25 protein-coding genes are annotated in these 21,870 nt (G+C 32.2%); 7 read left to right on the top strand and 18 right to left on the bottom strand.

All coding sequences use genetic code 11. The features are described from left to right. Positions 1-20: 20 nt before the first annotated feature. On the bottom strand, positions 21-1,064 hold the full coding sequence (locus MKY90_RS12050) for an aspartate-semialdehyde dehydrogenase (RefSeq protein ID WP_061688791.1): 1,044 nt from the start codon (positions 1,062-1,064) through the stop codon (positions 21-23). A 129-nt stretch (positions 1,065-1,193) separates the two neighbouring features. Between MKY90_RS12050 and MKY90_RS12045 the strand changes: the two genes are divergently transcribed. Further along, positions 1,194-2,063 (top strand): LysR family transcriptional regulator, encoded by an 870-nt coding sequence (locus MKY90_RS12045; protein WP_061688790.1) that lies wholly within the window; start codon positions 1,194-1,196, stop codon positions 2,061-2,063. Positions 2,064-2,176: 113 nt separating this feature from the next. On the opposite strand, the gene MKY90_RS12040 is transcribed toward MKY90_RS12045, so the two are convergent. From MKY90_RS12040 to MKY90_RS12030, 3 genes are all read right to left on the bottom strand, one after another. After that, on the bottom strand, positions 2,177-2,782 hold the full coding sequence (locus tag MKY90_RS12040) for a PRK06770 family protein (RefSeq protein ID WP_002085644.1): 606 nt from the start codon (positions 2,780-2,782) through the stop codon (positions 2,177-2,179). Positions 2,783-3,039: 257 nt separating this feature from the next. Further along, entirely contained in the window at positions 3,040-3,681 is a 642-nt protein-coding gene (locus tag MKY90_RS12035) for an AAA family ATPase (RefSeq protein WP_061688797.1), read from the bottom strand. 17 nt (positions 3,682-3,698) lie between these two features. Next, on the bottom strand, positions 3,699-4,595 hold the full coding sequence (locus MKY90_RS12030) for a CPBP family intramembrane glutamic endopeptidase (protein WP_341091428.1): 897 nt from the start codon (positions 4,593-4,595) through the stop codon (positions 3,699-3,701). Between the two features lie 383 nt (positions 4,596-4,978). On the opposite strand from MKY90_RS12030, the gene cspD reads away from it, so the two are divergent. Both cspD and MKY90_RS12020 read left to right on the top strand, forming a co-directional pair. Beyond that, entirely contained in the window at positions 4,979-5,182 is a 204-nt protein-coding gene (cspD, locus tag MKY90_RS12025; RefSeq protein WP_002012849.1) for a cold-shock protein CspD, read from the top strand. 86 nt (positions 5,183-5,268) lie between these two features. Beyond that, positions 5,269-5,454, top strand: coding sequence for a cold-shock protein (locus MKY90_RS12020; RefSeq protein ID WP_000286202.1), 186 nt, complete (start codon positions 5,269-5,271; stop codon positions 5,452-5,454). 43 nt (positions 5,455-5,497) lie between these two features. Here the strand turns inward: MKY90_RS12020 and MKY90_RS12015 are convergent, their stop codons facing one another. Beyond that, positions 5,498-6,049 carry a GNAT family N-acetyltransferase gene (locus tag MKY90_RS12015; RefSeq protein WP_002031946.1) on the bottom strand — a complete coding sequence of 184 codons (552 nt, stop codon included), beginning with the start codon at positions 6,047-6,049 and terminating at the stop codon, positions 5,498-5,500. Between the two features lie 230 nt (positions 6,050-6,279). Here MKY90_RS12015 and MKY90_RS12010 point away from each other — a divergent pair, with 230 nt between their 5' ends. Further along, positions 6,280-6,828: a hypothetical protein gene (locus tag MKY90_RS12010; protein WP_098168179.1), complete on the top strand. Its 549-nt coding sequence runs from the start codon at positions 6,280-6,282 to the stop codon at positions 6,826-6,828. 65 nt (positions 6,829-6,893) lie between these two features. On the opposite strand, the gene MKY90_RS12005 is transcribed toward MKY90_RS12010, so the two are convergent. The 5 genes from MKY90_RS12005 to MKY90_RS11985 all read right to left on the bottom strand — a co-directional run bounded on the left by MKY90_RS12005 (position 6,894) and on the right by MKY90_RS11985 (position 11,643). Further along, the gene (locus tag MKY90_RS12005) at positions 6,894-8,294 is read right to left on the bottom strand and encodes a protoporphyrinogen oxidase (protein ID WP_002031950.1); all 1,401 of its coding nucleotides are present in this window, start codon (positions 8,292-8,294) and stop codon (positions 6,894-6,896) included. 60 nt (positions 8,295-8,354) lie between these two features. Continuing rightward, the gene (locus MKY90_RS12000) at positions 8,355-9,083 is read right to left on the bottom strand and encodes an alpha/beta fold hydrolase (RefSeq protein WP_002141734.1); all 729 of its coding nucleotides are present in this window, start codon (positions 9,081-9,083) and stop codon (positions 8,355-8,357) included. A 114-nt stretch (positions 9,084-9,197) separates the two neighbouring features. After that, the gene (locus tag MKY90_RS11995) at positions 9,198-9,347 is read right to left on the bottom strand and encodes an aspartyl-phosphate phosphatase Spo0E family protein (RefSeq protein ID WP_002012842.1); all 150 of its coding nucleotides are present in this window, start codon (positions 9,345-9,347) and stop codon (positions 9,198-9,200) included. A gap of 241 nt (positions 9,348-9,588) precedes the next feature. Continuing rightward, a complete protein-coding gene (locus tag MKY90_RS11990; protein ID WP_098168178.1) occupies positions 9,589-10,539 on the bottom strand; it encodes a hypothetical protein in 951 nt (316 codons plus the stop codon). A 486-nt stretch (positions 10,540-11,025) separates the two neighbouring features. Beyond that, on the bottom strand, positions 11,026-11,643 hold the full coding sequence (locus MKY90_RS11985) for an XRE family transcriptional regulator (protein ID WP_176523433.1): 618 nt from the start codon (positions 11,641-11,643) through the stop codon (positions 11,026-11,028). 114 nt (positions 11,644-11,757) lie between these two features. On the opposite strand from MKY90_RS11985, the gene MKY90_RS11980 reads away from it, so the two are divergent. After that, a complete protein-coding gene (locus MKY90_RS11980; protein WP_098634986.1) occupies positions 11,758-12,648 on the top strand; it encodes a DMT family transporter in 891 nt (296 codons plus the stop codon). 201 nt (positions 12,649-12,849) lie between these two features. Here MKY90_RS11980 and MKY90_RS11975 read toward each other — a convergent pair whose 3' ends face one another. The 5 genes from MKY90_RS11975 to catA form a co-directional block, all read right to left on the bottom strand. Beyond that, complete coding sequence (locus tag MKY90_RS11975) at positions 12,850-13,755, bottom strand: DUF2935 domain-containing protein (protein ID WP_078185920.1); 906 nt, start codon at positions 13,753-13,755, stop codon at positions 12,850-12,852. Between the two features lie 305 nt (positions 13,756-14,060). Further along, a complete protein-coding gene (locus MKY90_RS11970; RefSeq protein ID WP_012260925.1) occupies positions 14,061-14,573 on the bottom strand; it encodes a GNAT family N-acetyltransferase in 513 nt (170 codons plus the stop codon). Positions 14,574-14,760: 187 nt separating this feature from the next. Beyond that, positions 14,761-15,705 carry a GNAT family N-acetyltransferase gene (locus MKY90_RS11965; RefSeq protein ID WP_176523432.1) on the bottom strand — a complete coding sequence of 315 codons (945 nt, stop codon included), beginning with the start codon at positions 15,703-15,705 and terminating at the stop codon, positions 14,761-14,763. A gap of 37 nt (positions 15,706-15,742) precedes the next feature. After that, on the bottom strand, positions 15,743-16,267 hold the full coding sequence (locus MKY90_RS11960) for a GNAT family N-acetyltransferase (RefSeq protein WP_002141727.1): 525 nt from the start codon (positions 16,265-16,267) through the stop codon (positions 15,743-15,745). Between the two features lie 224 nt (positions 16,268-16,491). Beyond that, positions 16,492-17,142 (bottom strand): type A chloramphenicol O-acetyltransferase, encoded by a 651-nt coding sequence (catA, locus tag MKY90_RS11955; RefSeq protein WP_098168173.1) that lies wholly within the window; start codon positions 17,140-17,142, stop codon positions 16,492-16,494. 201 nt (positions 17,143-17,343) lie between these two features. On the opposite strand from catA, the gene MKY90_RS11950 reads away from it, so the two are divergent. Continuing rightward, positions 17,344-17,526 (top strand): DUF4021 domain-containing protein, encoded by a 183-nt coding sequence (locus MKY90_RS11950; RefSeq protein ID WP_002012828.1) that lies wholly within the window; start codon positions 17,344-17,346, stop codon positions 17,524-17,526. Between the two features lie 48 nt (positions 17,527-17,574). Here the strand turns inward: MKY90_RS11950 and MKY90_RS11945 are convergent, their stop codons facing one another. Further along, entirely contained in the window at positions 17,575-19,806 is a 2,232-nt protein-coding gene (locus tag MKY90_RS11945) for an MMPL family transporter (RefSeq protein WP_341091418.1), read from the bottom strand. Between the two features lie 122 nt (positions 19,807-19,928). Here MKY90_RS11945 and MKY90_RS11940 point away from each other — a divergent pair, with 122 nt between their 5' ends. Then, positions 19,929-20,552 carry a TetR/AcrR family transcriptional regulator gene (locus MKY90_RS11940; protein ID WP_002127328.1) on the top strand — a complete coding sequence of 208 codons (624 nt, stop codon included), beginning with the start codon at positions 19,929-19,931 and terminating at the stop codon, positions 20,550-20,552. Positions 20,553-20,678: 126 nt separating this feature from the next. Here the strand turns inward: MKY90_RS11940 and MKY90_RS11935 are convergent, their stop codons facing one another. Together MKY90_RS11935 and MKY90_RS11930 are read right to left on the bottom strand one after the other, a co-directional pair. Further along, positions 20,679-21,332 carry an MBL fold metallo-hydrolase gene (locus tag MKY90_RS11935; protein WP_002012823.1) on the bottom strand — a complete coding sequence of 218 codons (654 nt, stop codon included), beginning with the start codon at positions 21,330-21,332 and terminating at the stop codon, positions 20,679-20,681. Between the two features lie 82 nt (positions 21,333-21,414). After that, complete coding sequence (locus MKY90_RS11930; RefSeq protein WP_002127326.1) at positions 21,415-21,822, bottom strand: GNAT family N-acetyltransferase; 408 nt, start codon at positions 21,820-21,822, stop codon at positions 21,415-21,417. Between the last annotated feature and the right edge of the window lie 48 nt (positions 21,823-21,870).

Genomic DNA, 21,870 nt, shown 5'->3' with positions numbered 1-21,870 from the left:
AATGTTTATATAAATTTATACTAAATAATCCCCTTTTCCACCAATGTCTCTGCGATTTGAACTGAGTTCCAAGCCGCACCTTTTAATAAATTATCAGAAACAATCCAAAGATGGAATCCTTTTGGCGTATCCGGATCTTTGCGTATTCTACCTACAAATGTATCTCTTTTACCCTCTGCATATAATGGCGTTGGATAAATTTGTTCACTAGGATTATCTTGTAAAATAACACCTGGTGCATTCAGTAGTACTTCTTTAATTTCTGCAACGGTCGCTTCTTTTTCAAGTTCAATATAAACTGATTCAGAATGCCCCGATACAACTGGAACTCTGACGCAAGTAGCTGCCATTTTCAGATTTGGATCTTCTAAAATTTTCTTCGTCTCTTGAATCATCTTTACTTCTTCGAATGTGAAATCGTTGTCTGTAAATATATCCACTTGCGGCAAAACATTAAATGCAATTGGATAATGTTTTTTATCTTTTTTCACTGGTAATATAGTGCTCTTCACTTCTTCACCTGTAAGCATTGACTTAGCTTGTTCTTTTAATTCATGAATCGCATGAATTCCTGATCCTGATACGGCTTGATACGTTGAAACAATAATTCGTTCTATACCAAATGATTTCCGAATAGGTTGAAGAGCTGTTACCATCTGTAGTGCTGAGCAATTCGGAACTGCAATGATCCCTTTATGTTTCCTTAAAGTATGTGCATTTACTTCTGGAACGACGAGTGGTACATCGTGTGCCATTCGGTATTCACTTGTGTTGTCAATTACAATTGCACCACTAGAAACTGCATGATTTACATATTGTCTAGAAATTTCTCCTCCAGCACTAAAAAATGCAATGTCTACACCTTCAAAACTAGTTGATTTTGCCTCTTGTATTTTAATCTCCCTGCCTTTAAATTTTACTGCCTTGCCAGCAGAGCGTTTTGACGAGAGTAATGTAATTTCTTCTATATTAAATTTCGTTTCTCTATCTAACAATGCAATAATTTTTTGCCCTACTGCACCTGTAGCCCCAACTACAGCTACATGATAGCTCTTTTCACTCATTTTTTCTCCTCCAATTTCACTTGAATAAATTTCTCCACAACTTAATTTTAAAAGAAATTTAATGATTTGAAAAATTGAAATACATGATATAATCATTCACAAATCATGATAATAAAAGAGGTATCACTTATGGAAATGAGACATGTTAAAACATTTTGTGCCATTGTTAAATATGGTAGCTTTTCTAAAGCTGCTCATGCATTAGGTTATGCGCAATCTACTGTGACAGCCCATATTAAAGCATTAGAGAACGATTTAAACATTCCCCTATTCGATCGATTAGGAAAAAAAATACTTCTTACAAAAGCAGGTCATCAATTTCATCCGTATGCATTAGAATTACTTACTATTTATGATAAAGCGCAAGAAATCCCTCAAAACAGTGACCATTTAGAAGGAACATTGGCTATTACATCTAATGAATCATTGGCAGTGTATCGGTTACCACAATTATTACGTACTTACAAACAGGAAAATCCGAAAGTAAATATCGTACTTGAGACAAATACCAATGAGCAAGCATTGAAAAAACTACATGAAGGAGAAACCGATGTTATCTTCATAATTGGAGAAAGTATAGAGCATAATGATTTTATTACGTGTAATTTATGTAATGAAACATTTGGATGGATTTTCCCTGCTCATTTCCCTTCAAACACTGATCCACTCCTTTTATTACAAAATACTCAATTTATATTTACTGAACAAAGCTGCGGCTATAGACCGATGGTAGATCGTTTTTTACGTCAAAGCGGGAATATTCCCGCTAAAACATTCGAAACTTCCAATGTTGAAGTCATTAAACAATCTGTGATGTGTGAGTTAGGAATTTCAATTCTCCCTTACATCGTTGTACAAGAAAGTTGTCAAAAAGAGCAACTCTGTTTTCAGCCCATCGAAACTCCAGCAGTCATTCAAAGCCACGTAATCTATCATAAATCTAGATGGATATCACCAGTTTTACAATCGTTTCTTACATTATTAGAGAGAATAGAATAGAAAAGTAAGCGAGTAATAACAAAAATGAGTAACTGCTCTAAAAAGCAATTACTCATTTTTATTAAAACATTTGTGTTCATAACAATACAGGTGTTTCAAAATCAATATGTATATTATTTATTAGCTTGTACCTCACCTGCAATTAATTTACTACCTGAATATGTACCTTTTTGTATAAAAACTTGATTAATTAATTCTTTTTGCTCCTTTTCTGACATTACTCCTTTCCCTTCTCCTAAATTCCCACTTTGTAATTTCCAAATCTTGTTGTGGTCTACATCAACCTTTTCATATTTTCCTTGTTTCCATCGTTCTAAAATATCCACATATGTACTTTTTTGTGCAACATCATTACTATTTATAATTTCGAGTAAACTTTCAATACGTTCTTGTGTAATAAAAATATAGCCCCATTTTTGATCAGCTTTCGTTTTTTGATGTGCCATTTCATGTAGGGCTGTCTGTATGTTCTCATCTGTCCACTTAAAATTTTTATTAAAACCACTATTCGGTAATGAATGATTGCCATTTTCTAAAAGCTTTGCATCTTCAGCTTTTACATTACTATCAGCTAGCACTTCTACTGCCGGAGCGGCTGGTGATGCCTTTTTCGCAGCTGGTTTACTATTATTCAGATAATACAGCATACCATACGTTACACCTACCCCGATTACCGCCATACCAGCTATAATTCCTATGATTTTAAATAATGTTTTCATCTTGCTTGTTTCCTCCCAAATATCTCTGTTCTTACTACCTCATTATTTCTTATATAAAACAGTTCCGTCATTCAAAATAGTTCATCCCATCCCCTATCATATTATTTATATATATTTCCTTATATTGTATTTCTTTTTTCGTGAAATTGAAAGATTATTCTGTTAAAAAATAAAGATATTCTACAAAATTTCCCTTTATATTTATATGGAAACAAAAAAAACAACGAGCGCCTTCTAAAACACTCGTTGTTTTTACTTTATGCACGATTTTCTTTTAACCACTTCGTAATAACATCTAGCCTCGAAACATCAAAACGTCTTTCTTCACATACTTTTAAGCTGTTTAAACTTTTCACAATTTCTAATTCATTCGACTTTATACTTTTTGCTTCAATCAATTTACAGTACCCGTCTGTGACGGTATTGAGATTTTCATAATAACGCTGAAATGCTTTAGATATATGTAAATGTTTTTCAAAGTTTCTTCTTTTTTTCGTCCCATCAGACTCTTTCCGTTTTCTAAGCTCTTCATCACTTGTATATAAATAAAAATATTGATCTGGAAAACCAATTTCTCTATTTATCATCTTTTCTTTATAAAAGTTTTCTATTAAAGATAACGGCTGATTAAATATATCAAAATGAAAACACCAATTATAACTAAGTGGCTGATATATATCCCCATCGAGTATTACTAATTCATATTGCTGCGACTTCTGCACTGCTATATTCCAGCGCTCTACTTGTTTTTCAAAATACCATGTTCTATGTTCATTTTTTGGTCTTTCAAATAAAAAATTCACTTCAGGTATAATGAATGCTCCATAATTGTTTTCTAGTTCACGGCATGTGCTACTCTTACCAACAGCACTCGCTCCCTCAAACGCTATAATCCCCATAGTTTCTCCCACTTTCATTAACTAAAATCTCGTTGTTTCGCTCTTCTCCCCCATAACTGTCTCCATAAAACGATTGAAGCGATAGAAAGCATTATTGTTGTAATGATACTACCTTCAATACCAAATGAGCCTCCATGAAGGACTTCATTGCCATTTGTTACAGGTTTAAATAGTGGTGTTGAATATATCGTTATGCCACTAACTGCAAAACCATAGACATTATATTGTGCCCAATTCCAAATGGAATGCCATGCACAAATCCCCCAAAGACTACTGTCCTTTAATACGTAAAAAGCTGCAAATACACCAACTAATATTATATTCGATATTGAAAGGATTGTAATACCAGGATTAAGTAAATGCAGAAAACCAAATAAAAAGGACGTCACTACAATCCCAATCCATATACGACTTCTAACAGAAATAACTGGAAACAACCAGCCTCGTACAATAATTTCTTCCGTTGCACCTTGTATTAAAAAAGCAATTAAAGATCCTACAATACCAAATATGGCGGTTGCCGTAATTTGTTGCATTTGTAGTTTTACAATCCCTGTTAATACAAGTACAATTACTGGCATTGAAATGAAGACAAATCCTATTAACGCACCTCTCAAGTAATTTCTCATCCATTGCACTTTCCAAAAACCAATGGATGAAAATGACCTTTTTTCTACAAACCTAATCCATAAAAAAATAAAAAATATAGCCCCACCAAACGTTAATATCATCTCAATATTATTATAAATTGCCTTTACAAATGATGTATCCGCTTTCGGTAAAAACAGCATAAATAACATAAAAAATTCACCTAGAGTTAAAAATACAATAGCTAGTATTACAGCTAAAATAGGATGAACTTTTCTTCTTCCTTCTTTCGCAGCTTCGATTATTTTAAATTGAGTATTTCGCAATATTCTCTCCTCCTAAACAAATAAATCACAACTGTTCTTAAATATATCTATCCTTTCCCTTATACATACTTATTAATTAAAATGTTCTCAGTTTAGCATAAATCCAAATTAGGCATAATATATAAATAAAAGAGATGTCTTTGTGCCTTTTGCTATAAAACCCCCTATTTTTTCTTGATTTTCCCAACACTTGCTATTTCCCACCATTTGTTGTAAGATAGTAATTAAGGTCAATTTAGCACTATATTTTCTTTGCATATTATCAAGTATCAATCAGGAATGTTTTGTACTCCTTATGGATTTTTGATAATATGTGAACTTTTATTTTCAATCGAATAAGGCCGATCATATTGTAATCTTTTTAAATTTTAGGAGGCATTACCATGACATTAACAGGTAAAGTAAAATGGTTTAACAGCGAAAAAGGTTTCGGTTTCATCGAAGTTGCAGACGGTAGCGACGTATTCGTTCACTTCTCAGCTATCACTGGCGACGGCTTCAAATCTCTTGACGAAGGTCAAGAAGTTAGCTTCGAAGTTGAAGACGGTAACCGTGGACCTCAAGCTAAAAACGTTGTAAAGCTATAATTCAATCAATAAAAAGGTTGTTACCAGCTCGGTTAACAACCTTTTTAATATATAACTAAAAATTTTTACATAAAAGGAGTGGTTACATGTATCGCAATCGAAAGAACGATGTAGCAGAAGTACCACCAGAACAAACCCCTGTTTGGGAATGTGAATCAGAGGATTGTTTAGGATGGATGAGAAAGAACTTTTCATTTGAAGAAGAGCCTAAATGCCCTTTATGTAAAAGTAGTATGAAAAGCGGAGAACGTTTATTACCTAAAATAGGTTGATTTTTACAAGCCCCTCTTATTTTAAATAAGAGGGGCTTTTTTATTAATAATGAATATCCTCTACATCTGTTCGTACAATAGAATACATTAATGCATCGTGTTGTTTATTTCCTTGATGAATGTATCCACGTAACAGCCCTTCTTGTTGAAAACCTAATTTAGATAACATATTACACGAAGTTATATTTTCAGGATATGTAATAGCTCCAATTCTAAATAAGCCTAAATCTCGAAATCCATAAGTAATAATTTCTCGAGCAGCTTCAGAAGCATAACCATTCCCCCAATAACGAGGATGCAAATCATATCCAATCTCTGAGCGTTTACTCCAAAGTTGTAAATTATTTAATCCAATTGTTCCTACTAAATTATTTGTGTCTTTTAATACAATCCCCCAACGCATTGCCTTTTTCTCAAAGTAATTTTTTGAAAAAGATTCAATCATACGTGAAGCTTGTCCAAACTCAGTAAAAGAATTCATACCGTAATAACACGTTACCTCATCTAATGAGAATATTTCATATATTTTTTGACAATAAGATTGTTCTATTTCAACTAAGCGCAAGCGTTCTGTTTCTAACATAGGAAATACCATAGGATCACTCCTTTCTCTCTACTCATTTATTATAGCAGAAAAAGTATTTATAATTAGGAAAGTCCTTAATGTCCCACAAATCAAATATTTCTAGCGATGTTTATCCTATTAATAATATATAACTTCGTTGTATTTATTAATTCCCCTCTAAAAACCACCCCTAATTTACACCCTCTCATGTTAAAATATAGAAAAACAGTAAATGTTTCTTACGGAGGTGCTTAAACTTTATGTATATTTTCATTGGCTTATCCCTCTTGCTCATTTTACTCATTTTTTTATTCGCAAAAAAATTCACACCAAACTCATTTATGATGACAAGTTTTAAAGGAAATAGCTTTAAGACATTTTCAGTTGGTATATTAATCGCTGCCACAATCTCTCTTTCATACGGAATGTATCACGCAGCAACATATCAACCTAGATATTTAGATATTAAATTGCAAAATCAAAATTTCACTGTTTTTGGTAATGTTGGTGAGTTTGGTTATTTCTCAGAAGAATTACTAAAAAAAGATGCAGAAGTTGAACTGTATTTTGTCTCTTGGGAAACAATACAATTAAATAATCCAGAAATAATAGTAGACTACCCTTCAGGCAAACAGGAAACATGGAAGCCTAATATAACATTAATTCCTACAAATAAATTAAAAGAAAAACATAGTATTAAAGAACTTTATCGGCTCTCACCGTATTTCTTTGAAGAATCTGGAAAAATAACATTAACTATTAAAGAGAATAAAGCCAATCATAAAAAGATTGTAATTAATGTTAAATAATTACAAATAAAATGTCCCTCCATTATGTTGGAGGGACATTTTATTTACATATGTATTCAATATTATTATTTTGACTGTTCATTCAATGTCGTAATTATTTCATTGGCAGTATTCTTTCCGTTTCCAATGCAAGCACCAATTCCTACACCGTAATATGAAGCACCAGCTAAGTATACATTAGGATAAAGCACGGCCAATTTTTCTTGTAATGATTGAACAGCTTGATTATGTTCTAAATGATATTTCGGCATTAAATCTTTCCAATTTGTAACTTCAATTACTTCCGGTTCACCTTTAATTCCGAGGCTCTTTTCAATATCATATAAAGCAACTCGTACTAATTCTTCTTCACTATAACTTTTGATCGTTTCATATACTGGATTAGTGCTCTTATAAAACATTCTTACTAATAGCTTTTGTTTACCAGATGTATGTTTCCACTTCCTGCTTGTCCATGTGCAAGCATCACAATGTAAATCACTGTTTTCCGTTACGATAAAACCTGTGCCGTCAGCCGGTAGTTGTTCATCTAGTATGTCAAAACCTAAGTAAATACTTATAAGCGATGAATTTTTAAATTTATTAAAATGCTCATTTAACTCATTAGACTGTAATAACGTTTGTGCGATATCATGTGGAGCTGCTAAAACGACATAATCAGCTTGTATTGTCTCATGATTTGCAAAAGAAACCTCATACCGATCCCCTTTTTTACTTATCACTGTTGTTACAGCACCTTTATTAATGACAGTCTCCGTCAGCACTTCTTCTAAGCGATTAATAATCGTAGATAGTCCACTTTTAAATGATACAAACTTTTTATTTCCTGCTGACTGAAATTGTTTTTTATTCTCTTCAAAACCTTTAATAATACTTCCATATTTATTTTTATACTCAAGTAAATATGGTAACGTAGATGCCATTGTAAGCTCATTCAATTTACCAGAATATACACCTGACAGCACAGGTGCAATTTGTCTTTCCACTAATTCTTTCCCTAAAAAGCTTTCTAAAAATACAGCAAGTGATGTATCCTTTGTAAACTCCTTATTTTTCGTAATAAAATCTTTTAAAGCAACGATTTTCCCTTTTTTTGAGACTAGCGTACTGCTAAATAATGATTCAACACTCATAGGAATCCCAAATATAGTGTCAGCAGGAATTGGATGTAATATGTTATCAGAGTATATGTAAGAAATACCTGTTTCGTTATATACCATTTCATTTTCTAAATTTAAATCTTTTACAAGTGGCAAAACATGTTCATTACGAGCTACAATAGAATCTGCTCCAGATTCCATAATAAAATCATTTTCTTCCACACTGTGGATTTTACCACCTAAATACTCTTCTTTCTCAATAAGGATTAAATTTAAATCTATATTATAATCCTTCTTTAATTTTTCTAAATAAAACATAGTAGAAAGTCCAGTAATACCTCCACCGATGACAACGACTGTTTTCATATTTGCTGCGCCCCTAACCGATACAATTAATAATTCCTTTATTATTATAACCAAAAATTATCATAGTCGACTAGCAGCTTGCGCATTCTGTAAGAAATTAGACAATATATATGAATATATTTTAGGCTGATCATTATGCACTAAATGACCTGCAAACGGAATAACAGCAATATGTATATTGTTGTTTAATTGTTTAAACGTTGTAGCGGCTGTAACTTCATCTGCTGAATCTCCCCCAACAATACACAGTGTAGGTACTTGAAGATTAGCTACATCACCTGTTTCATGAAATGGGTACCACTCCTTAACTTGCCACGATTTCAGCAACCCTTTCCAATCACTTTTTACATGAATTTGATTCATATAAGTTACAACTTCTTCATTTTCCATCAACTGTTGATGACACTTTACTTCATACTCCTGAGACTCTTCCCAATTATCTCGCTCAATAGGAAAGATACCTGAAAAAGTTAATGTCCTCACTTTATCTGGATATTTTTTTGCAAATAATAAAGCGGCTATCCCCCCTAGTGAAACACCCGCTATATGACAACTATTAATTTGCAAATGTTCTAGTGTATCATTCAAATCATCAGCAGAGCAAAGAAAATAATTATCTAATGTACCTCCTGATTCTCCATGTCCCCTCAAATCAGGACGAATTACTTTATATTGTTTTTCTGTAAAAAATTCTACCTGTTCTTCAAACTCTACTAAACCTGTCATACCACCAGAATGTAAAAGCACAATTGGTTCCCCTTCACCTGAAATATGCGTATGTAGTATCATTTATCCCTCTCCTTTAAAACTGGATATTCTATTTATTGGTAGTATATCGAATATATTTCTAAATTACCAAATAAAAAAGAACTATAACATATTCAACTCACGTCATAGTTCTTTCTATTTTAAAAACATAAACCAGTTTATTAATTTGTCAATTTCTTGGCTGAGTGCTATTACTTTTTCATGTTGAAGTCCATAATTTGAGACTAGATTCAATAATTCTTCTTTTTTCAATTCAATTATTTTTTCTAACTTCACTAATTCCATGTCGTCTTTATTCGCTCCAATTTCAAAATATATGTATTTTAGTATAGCCTACTTACATAATAAGTAAAAGTCTCATGCTAATGTAAAATCTTACATATTTGAAAAAACAACATACTACTAACAAAAAAAGAGACTTAAACTAAGCCTATTATTACAGGTCATTATAATTTTCTACCATTTTTTATAAATATGTTAGTTTATGAATGTGTACCATTTACTATTAATTTAAAGTTAGACACTTTTACTCATTAATAATACAACAGAATTTCTCAAATGTTTTATCTTTATATTCTGGAACCCTTGTTAAGTGATCAAAATAACTATATGAAAATTTAAATATGTGTCCAAAATCCCAATTAAATTCGCTGTAGTCTTTAAGCCAGAATGCATTATCTAGCGGAAGTGTATCAACTTGTTTTGCTTTTGTAAGAGGTAAACGATCTACAGGAGAATTCAATATTATTTGGGCATTCGGCATTAAATTGCGACTTTTTCTAAGTACATAAACTAGCTTTAATAGTGGTTTTATTCCTCGTTGAAATAATTCTATATGCCCTAAGTCATATAATATATTAATCGTATGTGAGAAGGTAAGCATATGACCAATTAAATCGTGATGTGATTCTGCCTTATATATAACGTTAAATTCAGATAATTCACTTAAAATAAAATCAGATAATTGCTTCGGGTTTTTAATTTCGCTTTGAATCTCCTCATCATTTATAATTAGTTGCTTTACTTCTTTAGTTGTAAAACCAATCCAAGATCTACCGGGAATTGTTTTTTGAAACGATAATATAAGGTTTGCTATATTATTAATATCTTGCTCACTCCCCCAATGACTTAACTCCTTAATGGCTAGTAAACTTAAAGAAGCGTAAATTACATTATGACCAACCCAATGGAGTTCATCAATCGTTTGTTCCAAAGATTTAATTATCGTTTCTTCAGCACTTTGATAATCGACACCTTGTTTATTATCAATTGTTTCGCCTAACCTTTGCTTATGGAGCATCATTTTCGCTTGAGAATAAATGTTACAGGCAGTTTTTTCATCAATGTTATTGTTTTTCGTAAAAAAATAACTAGCAATGGCAGCTGCTCCGAAATGTGCATGCCAAATATCATTTGTTTCTTTTTTACATTGAGATATAATTGAAAGCCCATCTTTTAATACACTTATATTTTCCATCTCTCTTATCCCCTCTAAACCCTAATAAAAATGGTTTTTTAGCATCTACAAAGTCGGCAAAAAGCCAGGTGAAAACTCTTGAAAAGTTTCCTCCTTTACAGTTATAAATTAAAATTGCCCCTGTCGCTCAACAAGAATTAAATTTGCTTCTAATAATATTTTGAGATGATACTTATTCATCCCTAATGCAGTCTCAATCTTCCACAATTGTGATTGTTTTGATTATGAAATACATAACGAACAATCTCTCGTTTTACTCCTGCCAAAGCCTTAAAAATTTTCACTCTTTGTTTATCTGAATTATTTGGTTTGATAGTCATGGAACTATCTTATTTTTTTGTCAAATCTCTCATCTTCTTAAACATACAAAGTGAAAATCAAATGTGTATGTATTTATAGATAGTTGTTTTATTATATACGTGAATCTTTATGTAATTGATACTTTCTATTATGTTACCACTTAGTATGTATCCTTAAGCTACTTCCTTAGCTTAACGAAGGTGTTAATACAAATAAGATGTGATTCATTTCATCACTCTTATTCAAAAATCTATGTTTCACGTTCGGTGGAATACGCACAACATCTCCTTCTTCTAAAAAATATTCATTCCCTTCCAATTCCACATACACTTCCCCTTTCATTACAACTGCAATTTCTTCCTTATCTTCGTGGGAATAATGACTTTCTGTTGTATTTGCATATCCGTTTAAATCCATCATTAATATTTCAATGCGAGCTTTCATAAAATCTGGTGTTAACACATCATAAACAATATGATCATTATTTTCTCGATATACTTTTTTCCGATCTTTCTTCTTAGAAATAAGTGAGTCTGTATCAATATCATTAATAAAAAGAGTAAACAGCGGTACATTTAATGCTTTCGCTATTAATTCCAATACATTTAAAGAAGGATTGGCATGTCCTCTTTCAATTTGACTAATAAGTGAAGTACTGATTCCTGCATAATCAGCAAATTCACGAATTGTCATATTATTTTTCTTACGATAACTTAAAACAGTTTGACCTAGCCGATAATGAATCATTGTTACAACTTCCTTTCGTCCATCATAATACATCTTTTGTCCCTTTTGTGCTGACATACTAAACAGTGGCAATTAATCCTTCCTTATTTCATCTTAGGCTTATATACTAGCTTTTGTACATTATATTATATACAGTTCATTATAATAAACAACCAATCGGAGGGACAAACTTTGAAATCACCTATTCTTTCATATTTCATCTTATTTTTTGGCGTGTTCGCCTTATCTACTTCAGCTATCTTCGTAAAAATAGCCGATGCCCCTGCAGCAATCACTGCTTTTTATCGATTATTGTTTGCTACGGTAATTCTTTTACCGTTTCTAATATTTAATACAAACAATCGCAGCGAACTTCGCTCATTATCAAAAAAGCAATGGGGATTTGGACTCTTATCTGGATTATTTCTAGCAGCTCATTATGTACTATGGTTTGAATCATTACAGTATACTTCCATAGCAAGTTCTACAGTTATCGTAACGTTGCAACCTTTATTTTCAATGGTCGGTGGTTATTTTTTATTTAAGGAACGGTTTACGAAAGGTGCGATTATAGGCTGCCTTATTGCAATTTCAGGAAGTATCGTGATTGGGTGGCAAGATTTTCAAATTAGTGGTGAGGCTTTATACGGCGATATTTTAGCTTTTATTGCTGCTGGCGTCATAACAGCTTACTTTTTCATCAGTCAATATGTTCGTAAAGACCTATCCCTAATACCGTACTCGGTAATTAGTTATGGCAGTAGTTCACTCTTTCTCGGTATATTTGCTTACACACAGCAGTCATCTTTCTTCAATTACACTGCACAAACATGGTGGTCCTTTATAGGTCTTGCATTCATTGCAACGATTTTAGGACAAACAATTTTCAATTGGTTATTAAAATGGATGAGCGCTACTGTTATCTCGATGAGTATTTTAGGAGAGACAATTGGAACTTGTATTTTAGCCTATTTCATTTTAGATGAAACAATTTCTTTACAGCAAGGACTAGGAATTCTACTTATTTTCATTGGATTAGCAATATTTTTATTACAACCGAAACAATCAAATCACAATTTATAAAGTGAAACTTTAATCAGTGGGGGTTTTGTTCATCCCTCGCTGATTATTAGCCTTCACCAATCGGGCGTTTACGGGCAGCCCGACTCCCACATAACTTCTTTGCTCCAGCCAAATTTTGAGGTGGGAGTTTTACTGCCCACAAATAGCGGGATAAACAAGAAAAGCATGACATTAGTTTGCCATGCTTTTCTTGTTTATTTATTATTGCGGAGATTGTTCCACTTGCTTTTGCTTTAGCCTTTGCTCCAATACATGAATCATGAAGAGGAAATGCTCTGCCTCTCTTGTAACATGATCAGCAAGCAATGGATTTATGACATTTCGGATTTGACATGTTTGAATTAACTCTAATCCTGCTTTTTTGAAATCCCTTAACTCAACAGTGGCATTTTCACTATCTTTATTCATTTTTCCTATAATCGGGTATGTCGGTTCTTTTTGATATAACATCGATTCAACATCTCTAGCTTGATTAAGCAAAATTTCGAAATCATCACCGAATTTCAACGCTGTATGAACAAGATTTCTTTCCGATTGATCCAGTAATGATCCAATAAAACGTGAGTGTTCCATCATAATACGCAGCCAGAAAACATTCTCACTAATAATCGCATCTTGAATAGGATCCATTTTCCCTTCGTTAAACTTTTGAAGTGTCCGCATAAAATATTCTGCTTCTCGTGCAACATGATCCACTAAAAGTGGGAAATTAAACCCTTTCACTTTACAATTGATGATTAAAATTAGTAAGTTTCTTTTATAATTACGAAAAGCATACACTAACTGAATGCTCTCTTCATTTAATTGCCTTACCGCTTGAACAGTTTGTGGAATAGTAAATGCTTTTTGCAGTTGCCTATCAAACTGATTATAAAACTGTTCTACTTGCTGAATTAAATTTTTATCGTTACGATTAAACCCCTCACCAAGAAACAAAGCATGCTCTTTCATAATACGTAACCAAAATCTATTTTCAGTTATAGATCGTTCAATAAATAATTGTTCTGTTAATGATTCAGGTGGAGCTGCTTTCAATTCCGGTGGCAACAGCATAGCCCGCTGTGGGTCCATAATAAAATGTCCAGGAATAGGTTGGTCTGTCGACATTACAATCACTCCTTGTTCCTTGAATGCGCAATTATGCTATGTATGAAAATAAATAAAATTTAAATATACTTATGCGATGGTTTTTTCAAGGTTTTTGAAATTTCCACATATGCATTCCCCTTGCACATAGAAATAGATTCTATTAAGTCATATGCTTTCCAGATCAAGATGATTCCTAATGCTTCATCCGTTAAAACATTCGTTAAATAAAAATTGCTCTTTATTTTTAACAAACTAAAAAAGCATGGCGTCCTTTTGCCATACTTTTTTCAAAACAAATCGATATTTTCGTTCAATTTACACCTCTATTTATTATGTACAATCAAACCATTTGGTCTAAAACGACTCATCATGATTTCGTTAACAAATTTCCCATGAGCCTTCAAATTCCCAACCTTTACACCTTCTTCTTCAAATCCAAATTTTTCATATAATACTTTGGCTCTAGGATTCGTTTCTAATACACCAAGCTCCACTCGCTCTAACATTAGCCAATTATCAGCTAAATCAAGCATTTTTGTAAGAAGTGCTTTTCCAATTCCCTTATTGTGATATTCACTATCTACTCCGATGAATAAATCACCCGAGTGAGATCTTCGTCCTGGACTTTGGGTTAAACCGACAAATCCAACAACTTCTCCATCATATTCTGCTACAAATTCAAATTGATTCTGTGCTAAATTTCGAATTCTATTCTCCATTGCATCTACACGCATACTAGGTAGGAAAACCATATATGGTAAAACATCCTCTTGAATGCATATACGATGAATTGCTCTAGCATCTTGTGTTTCTACTGCTCTAACGTTAATCCCCATCTTTCTCTCCTCCATTCAAATATTCATATTCTAATATCCCATATTAAAATCCTGCCAACCCTTATTTCTTTGTGTTATTTTTATATAATTATTTCGATATAATATTCGCTTTTTGAACATCATCTCTTATATTCCCTCTCGTTCAAAATGAAAAAATCACTTAGAATATGCTAAGTGATTTTTTCATTTAATTTTTCACCCTATTATACAACTCAAGCAGTTCTTCTACTGAAATACCATTTATTTTCATACCGGTAATATCACAATTTTCTATTTCAATATTTTTCAGATTACTACTACGTATTGTAGTACTTTCCAAATCACATCTATCAAATGAAATAGGATCTTTATCCTCTCCAAGGCTTGTATCTCTAAATTGAACTCCACCTAAAGTCACAAAATTAAATTTACTGCCAGAAATATTTAAATCTGCATATGAGGAATTTCTAAAATTAATATTTCTAAATTTTGATTGACTTATATTACAATTACTCATATTCATATGCATTATATTACTACCAACAAATGCACTATTTTTTAAATTTACTTGATAATATTCTGTATTAACCAAATTACAGTTTTCGTATTGACCATTTTTCATATCTTTATTTTTAATTAGGTTCTCTCCAACTGCATCTACATTTTTTCTTTTTACATAGCAATACTCATCTTCAGATTTAAAAATTATTTCATAGCCCATTTTTTTATAAAAATGATGATTATTAATTTGTCTACTAGATGTTTCAAGATCCCAAATCCTTATGTTCGGAAATTTTTCTTCTATTAACTTAATAACCCGCGATCCAATTCCTTTTCCTTGAAGAAAAGGCTCTACAAAAATACGATCGATTCTTCCGTACGATTTACCAGAGATCGTAACTATAATTCCCCCGATTACTTTTTCACCCATTATCACTTTGTAAGTATCCAATTCTTCAATTGAATATTTCATCATTTCAACTGAAGAATATCCTGGCGGTTGAATGTTATAATCAATTACATCACCTTGGCCGTATAACCATCGCTTTGCTTCTTCATCAAATGTTCTTTTCATTATTTCTGTTAACTTTTCAGCATCTAAAATTGTAGCTTTTTCTATAGATATTATTGTCATTTTTGTTTTCCCCTTCATTGTTATAAACCGATAACTTTTGTGAACGATATAGTTATTAATTTACTTTTGTCTTTAATATTTTTCCCATTATTACATATGGAGCATCACTTTTACTTGGGTGAAATGGCTCTAATACATCCACCCAATCCAATCTTTTATATAAAGAACGCGCTTTTTCATTGTTTATTTGTGTTGTTAAAATACTCGTTCTATTTGAAATCCCTTCTAATAATTCATTATGTAATTTCATTCCAAGACCTTCATTTCGATATTGTGGGTGAACTGCTAACTCTACAAATTCAAAACAATCTTGTAACCATTCGTCTGCTTGTTCTAGATTTAACGCTTCTCTCATTAATTGATTATAGTACTGCCCTTCTAATGAGCGATAACCATAAGTAAAACCAACTACCTCATTTTCATCATTTATTGCTACTATACCTTTAAAATCTGCATATTCTATATGTCTTTTCATTCTCTCAATCATTTCAGTAAAATTTGTTTTCTCAAATGCTTTACAATACAATTTTGCCATATTATTAATTAGGATTTCATCTTTTTCAATACGTATGAATTTCACTTTACCTTCCCCCTATTAAAACATTTGAACCCTTAAATAATTATAAAATAAAGAAATTTAAAACTAATCACTCTCTTTACTATTAAACTACAAATCAACCTATATTTTCCACTGTTACTTAATATGAATGAATAAAAAGAAGAGAACATGTAATATACATATGTTCTCTTCTTTTTATTTTAACGCTTATTCATTTTCAATTTTATATAATTAATAATTAGATATTACTTAAGCCACTCGTTACAAGTATTAGCTAGCTCCTGTAAATCCTCTATAAATCGACTCGCATGATATCCATCACAAACCGCATGATGTACTTGCAATGAAACAGGTAGCATAACCCTGCTTCCATCATTGAAATATTTCCCACAAGTAATAATTGGTAATAAAGAATCACCATCATTATTAATATTTAAATTAAATCCTGTAAAACTAGTCCAAGGTATACCAGAAATCGGAAAAATATTTGGCTGAATATTTTCTTTCGGGAAGAAACCATGAACATTAGCATAACATCTCATATCCTCTTCATAGTTTTTATAGAAAATGTGGAAATCGCTAGAATAATCCGTCCATATACTTGAAAAAGATTTATCATCTTTATGAAAGATTGTATAACTAGGTATCATTTCCTCCCAATACCCTAAAACTCCTTCATCATTAAAACATGTTCGAAATTCTGTATGTTTATTTATCACTCTAGAAATTACATAAATAGAAGTCGGATAAAATTTAATTTCCTTTTGATGTATTTCCTCTAGCATCATCGTAATATCAACATTCGCTGTCATACTAAACGAACACTTTAATTTTAAATAATGTTCAAAATACTGCTCTCTATTCCAATTTTCTCTGTCAATTACATGAAACTTCATTTTAATAGCCTCCTAAAATTTTATTTTTATTTTAGAAGGCTAACTTTCTTGTTTTCACCACACTTGTTCACTCCTTACAGTTTAAATTTAATACTAAGCTTTTTATTTAACTATATAACATCTGCAGAAATTCGTTCACATATTTCTGGAAATCCATCCACATACTATTAATAAATCAAATGACGTTTGGAGGATTCAAACATGAATGACAAAAATGTAAATAAAAAAGAAAATGTTATCGAAAACACTACATCTATTCAAAATAATAATACTGCAAATCTTAATATCGAAGAACAAGCAATGAACGGCTTATATGGAATGCCCGAAACAACCATTGAAGATGCTGATCACGTTGTAACTGATGATTTGACTTCAAAAAATTAATGAACTACATAGAAAAGAGCCAAGGAAAATATCCTTGGCTCTTCTCTATTATATATCCAATTTTTTTACTTTTTCTCTCTTTTTAGAAAGTTTCCCTGGCCAAAAAGCAAAGCGGCCTAAAACGACTGTAATCGCAGGTACAAGCAGTGGTCTTACAATAAATGTATCTAGCAATACACCGATTGCTGTAACAATACCGAATTGAACTAAAACTTGAATTGGCAATGTACCTAATACTGCAAATGTTCCTGCTAAAATTAAACCTGCGGATGTAATTACACTACCTGTTTGTATAACACCATTTTTAACTGATTCTAAATGATTTTGTTTCTTTTTATTCTTCCATATTTCTGAAACCATAAAGATATTATAATCTTCCCCTAAGGCAACTAAAAATACGAATGCATATAACGGTATCGCACCTTGTATCGCGGGAGCTCCCATACCGAAATGCAGTAAAATCCAGCCTGCTCCTAATGCAGAGAAGAAAGATAAAACGACAGTTACAATTAAGTAAATCATCGCAACGATTGAACGTAAATACACGAGTAAAAGTAAAGCGATGATACTAATCATAACCGGAATAATAACCGCTTCATCCCGTTCAGTAATTTGCTTTGTATCATATAAGGAAGCTGTTTCTCCGCCAATCCATAAATGATTCTCAGCTTGACTAATTCCTTCATCTTTTAATACCTTTTCTACACTATTTTTCAATTTAGGGATTTGATCTAATGCTTCAATTGAGTATGGGTTTTCCACTAAAGAAACTTCATACATTTGCAATTGATTATTTTCTTTTCCCTTCATTGGCTCTTTCACTTTATTAACAAAAGATAATTTCTCTATTTCTTGTTTAATAGGTAAATCTTTTCCCTTTGAATCAACTACAATCTTTACTGGCGCTAATTCTCCAGCTGAAAAATGATCCGTAATTAATGTAAATCCTTCGCGTGATGGCATATCTTTCGGGAATGATTCTAATAAGTCGTACGTGTATTGAATACGCGGTACAAATGAAGCCAAGCCTCCTAATAAAAATACGGTTAGCATAATAATTGTCCACGGTTTACGTACAACAATATCCCCAAGTTTTTGACTAAAGAACCCTTTAGTATTTTTTACTTTTACTACTTTCTTTTTCTTTCTTGCAAACTCTTCATTCATTTCAGCTGTTCTCGGTATGAACGGGAAAAATGCAACTCTACCGAAAATTAATAATAATGCTGGAAGAATCGTTAAAGCAGCGATTCCCATAATGAAAACAGCCACACTAAATGGAACTGCGAATCGATGAAAAGCTCCATAATGAGCAAGTAATAACGTTCCTAACCCTAATACTACAGTAAGTGCACTCATTATAATTGCTCCACCTGATGCTTTTATCGCAAGTTGCAATGCTTTATACTTACTTTCTTCTTCTAGCAAGTACTCTTTATATCTTGAAATAAGAAATAAACAATAGTCCGTTCCTGCTCCAAACAGTAAGACAGTCATAATCGATATAGCCTGTGCATCTACTTTAATCCATCCATTGTCTGCTAAAAAGCCCAGTGTCGGACTGATAATTCCGTATGCAAAACCAACAACGAGTAAAGGTAAAATTGCTAAAATTGGTGAACGGTACAGTAAAATTAATAAAACCAATACTAGTAGTACAGTAGCAACTAATAATTTCACATCAGCTTGACTAAATAAACTTACCGCATCCGTTTGAATACCTACAGGTCCAGATAATCGAACATGTAAACCAGAGTCGGTAATTTTTTGTTTGAACGGATCTTCATCCACTTTACTATTCACTATTTTTCGTAACTCTTCTAAATTACCTTTTAATATATCCGTTCCAGCAGATTTATTAAAAAATATTGGTGTGACAAATGATGTACCATCTTTTGATCCACTTTTTGATAATACTTGCTCTGGAATTGTATCAAATGGTGGTAACAATGATTGTTCTTTTAAAGGGTCCGTTTTTAACTCTTTATAAACGTCCTGTATTAATTTGTAGTCTTTTGACTCTAATCCACCATCCCGATGCCATACAACTAACAACGGGTTTCCTGCATTATTAGGAAATTTTTTTTTCATAAGTGCTTCAGCTTGCTGTGACATAGCTGTTTCAGGTAAATTTTTCGGATTCGGTTCTTTCGTACTGTTTACTTGTGGTAACGTAAATGAAAGTACTAATGTAATAAGAATCCATACCGATAAAGTTATCCATTGCGTATTCTTCCCTGCTACAAGCCTCCCTAACATATGTAACGGGTGCTTTTTCATAAAACCCCACCTTCCTTTTTTCCTCCAATATTAATTATATATACTGGTCGGTTAATTAATCAAGAATGATTAAAAAATTATGTTATAATTATCTCAATAATAAATGTCAGGAGCGAATGTATTTGGATCAAAAACAACGTCCTCTCGGAAGGCCTCGTCAAAATAAAAATACAAAGTCTACAAAAGAAATCATTTTAGAAGTTGCAACTAGGTTATTTCTCACTCAAAGTTATCAAGTTGTTTCAATGGATGAGGTCGCGAAAGAATGTGGAGTTACAAAAGCAACTGTCTACTATTACTACTCAACAAAAGCTGATCTATTTACCGCTACTATGATTCAAATGATGGTGCGCATAAGAGAAAATATGGATCAAATACTCTCTACGAATAAAACTTTGGAAGAAAGATTATTGAACTTTGCTACAGTATACTTACACGCAACGATGGATATTGATATGAATAATTTTATGAAAGATGCAAAACTTTCTTTATCTGAAGAGCAATTAAAGGAATTAAAAAATGCCGAGGATAACATGTATGAAGTGTTGGAAAAAGCGCTAGATAACGCAATTCTCCTTGGAGAAATTCCTAAAGGAAATCCTAAATTTGCTGCCCATGCTTTCGTCGCTTTATTATCAATCGGGAATTTTAAAGATGAGAATCACAATCCTACTCTTGCAAATATAGATGAATTAGCAAAAGAAATCGTTTCGTTTTATTGGAATGGATTAAGTCATCAAAATTAAATTGATTATATTTAATAAAGAGCACATTTGAAATTCCTTCAAACATGCTCTTTATTAATTTAAGGGTTTTATTTATATACTAGCAATTAAATTATACTTTAGCACTGATTAACAAAAAATTCTTATCTATAGCTCTTGAATTTGTGCATTTATATTCCCCTTACTTAATCCACCATGGTAACAAACTACAGAATCAATTTCTAGATTTAAATACTTCTTCAAAGAATTTTGCGCTTCTTTTATATCCAAAGTAGTTGGGGCATGAATTCCACCTAAAATTCCGTTTACGCTATACATTGAATCCCCAGCGATAAGAGTTTTACTTTGTCTCAAATATAAACTAATATGACCAGGAGTGTGCCCTGGGGTATGAATAATAAGAATACCACCGCAATATGGAAGTTCTTGGCCGTCAACCAAAGTATCATCCACTTTTCCCTTCGGAGGATTCTGTACTTGTGCATCCTTCAACAAAGGTAACTCCCCCTCGATATACGGCTTATCTAGATCGTGAGCATAGACTTTTATATTACTTCCACAGTTTTGTAATAGTTCAGGAAGACTACCTATATGATCTATATCTTGATGCGTCAAAATCACGGCTTTTAGTTTATCAAACGATACTCCAACCTTCCCCATCTCTATTCGTATATCTTCAATTTGTCCAGGAAATCCAGTATCTATTAAAACTGCCATTTCATCATCCCATAAAAGAATTGGGTGAATAATATACTCTTGAAATTCAAGATGTAACATCTCTACCCCTTTAGCAATCTCCATAACATTATTCTCCTTTATAACGAAATTTTTGAAATCTAAAAATTGGCCTGATAAACAAGTAATTCTAAATTACAAAGCCCCGCTATCGTTTAATATGTTTCGTCATACCAATCGAAAATCCCTCAAATCCAATTGATTCATAGTAAGATTTTAAATCTTCAACACACATAAGTTGTGGAATAACTCGTTTTTGTTCACAGTGCCGGATTAATCGTTCCACTATTTCCTTTCCAACGCCCATGGACTGATACTCTGGCATTACACATACACCGCAAATAATGCCCGTTATTACACCATCTGATATTACTCGTCCCATCCCAATTAATTGTTGCTCTTTAAAAGCATATATCACATACCAACTTTGTTTACACATTTGCTCTAACTCATTAACCGATAATTCAAGAGAATTCCATCCTAAAGATTCATACATAGTTAATAATTCATTGAAATCTTTAGGGGGTTCAATCGTGTAATTTAAAATAGTTTTCATGTAAATACTCCTTATCATCCTTTTTGTTTTTATTCCATAAAATTTTTG

Source organism: Bacillus sp. FSL P2-0099 (genome assembly GCF_038007445.1).
Lineage (GTDB): Bacteria > Bacillota > Bacilli > Bacillales > Bacillaceae_G > Bacillus_A > Bacillus_A mycoides.
The sequence above is the reverse complement of the archived record's forward strand: the minus strand, read 5'-3'. Positions and strand labels throughout refer to the sequence as shown.

Excerpts from the sequence above, each read along its gene's own strand:
- MKY90_RS11970 (WP_012260925.1), bottom strand. The coding sequence starts at position 14,573 with ATGGGGATTAACGTTAGAGCAGTAGAAACACAAGATGCTAGAGCAATT.
- MKY90_RS11995 (WP_002012842.1), bottom strand. The coding sequence starts at position 9,347 with ATGGAATTAGTGAAGTTAGAAAAAATAATTGAATTGAAAAAAGAAGAA.
- catA (WP_098168173.1), bottom strand. The coding sequence starts at position 17,142 with ATGAAGTTTCATGTAATTGACAGAGAAAATTGGAATAGAGAGCAGTAT.
- cspD (WP_002012849.1), top strand. The coding sequence starts at position 4,979 with ATGACATTAACAGGTAAAGTAAAATGGTTTAACAGCGAAAAAGGTTTC.
- MKY90_RS11930 (WP_002127326.1), bottom strand. The coding sequence starts at position 21,822 with ATGAAAACTATTTTAAATTACACGATTGAACCCCCTAAAGATTTCAAT.
- MKY90_RS11950 (WP_002012828.1), top strand. The coding sequence starts at position 17,344 with ATGAATGACAAAAATGTAAATAAAAAAGAAAATGTTATCGAAAACACT.
- MKY90_RS12020 (WP_000286202.1), top strand. The coding sequence starts at position 5,269 with ATGTATCGCAATCGAAAGAACGATGTAGCAGAAGTACCACCAGAACAA.
- MKY90_RS12050 (WP_061688791.1), bottom strand. The coding sequence starts at position 1,064 with ATGAGTGAAAAGAGCTATCATGTAGCTGTAGTTGGGGCTACAGGTGCA.
- MKY90_RS12015 (WP_002031946.1), bottom strand. The coding sequence starts at position 6,049 with ATGGTATTTCCTATGTTAGAAACAGAACGCTTGCGCTTAGTTGAAATA.
- MKY90_RS12035 (WP_061688797.1), bottom strand. The coding sequence starts at position 3,681 with ATGGGGATTATAGCGTTTGAGGGAGCGAGTGCTGTTGGTAAGAGTAGC.
- MKY90_RS11975 (WP_078185920.1), bottom strand. The coding sequence starts at position 13,755 with ATGTCGACAGACCAACCTATTCCTGGACATTTTATTATGGACCCACAG.
- MKY90_RS11935 (WP_002012823.1), bottom strand. The coding sequence starts at position 21,332 with ATGGAGATTGCTAAAGGGGTAGAGATGTTACATCTTGAATTTCAAGAG.
- MKY90_RS12040 (WP_002085644.1), bottom strand. The coding sequence starts at position 2,782 with ATGAAAACATTATTTAAAATCATAGGAATTATAGCTGGTATGGCGGTA.
- MKY90_RS12000 (WP_002141734.1), bottom strand. The coding sequence starts at position 9,083 with ATGATACTACATACGCATATTTCAGGTGAAGGGGAACCAATTGTGCTT.
- MKY90_RS11945 (WP_341091418.1), bottom strand. The coding sequence starts at position 19,806 with ATGAAAAAGCACCCGTTACATATGTTAGGGAGGCTTGTAGCAGGGAAG.
- MKY90_RS11985 (WP_176523433.1), bottom strand. The coding sequence starts at position 11,643 with ATGTCAGCACAAAAGGGACAAAAGATGTATTATGATGGACGAAAGGAA.
- MKY90_RS11965 (WP_176523432.1), bottom strand. The coding sequence starts at position 15,705 with ATGAAGGGGAAAACAAAAATGACAATAATATCTATAGAAAAAGCTACA.
- MKY90_RS12010 (WP_098168179.1), top strand. The coding sequence starts at position 6,280 with ATGTATATTTTCATTGGCTTATCCCTCTTGCTCATTTTACTCATTTTT.
- MKY90_RS11990 (WP_098168178.1), bottom strand. The coding sequence starts at position 10,539 with ATGGAAAATATAAGTGTATTAAAAGATGGGCTTTCAATTATATCTCAA.
- MKY90_RS12005 (WP_002031950.1), bottom strand. The coding sequence starts at position 8,294 with ATGAAAACAGTCGTTGTCATCGGTGGAGGTATTACTGGACTTTCTACT.
- MKY90_RS12045 (WP_061688790.1), top strand. The coding sequence starts at position 1,194 with ATGGAAATGAGACATGTTAAAACATTTTGTGCCATTGTTAAATATGGT.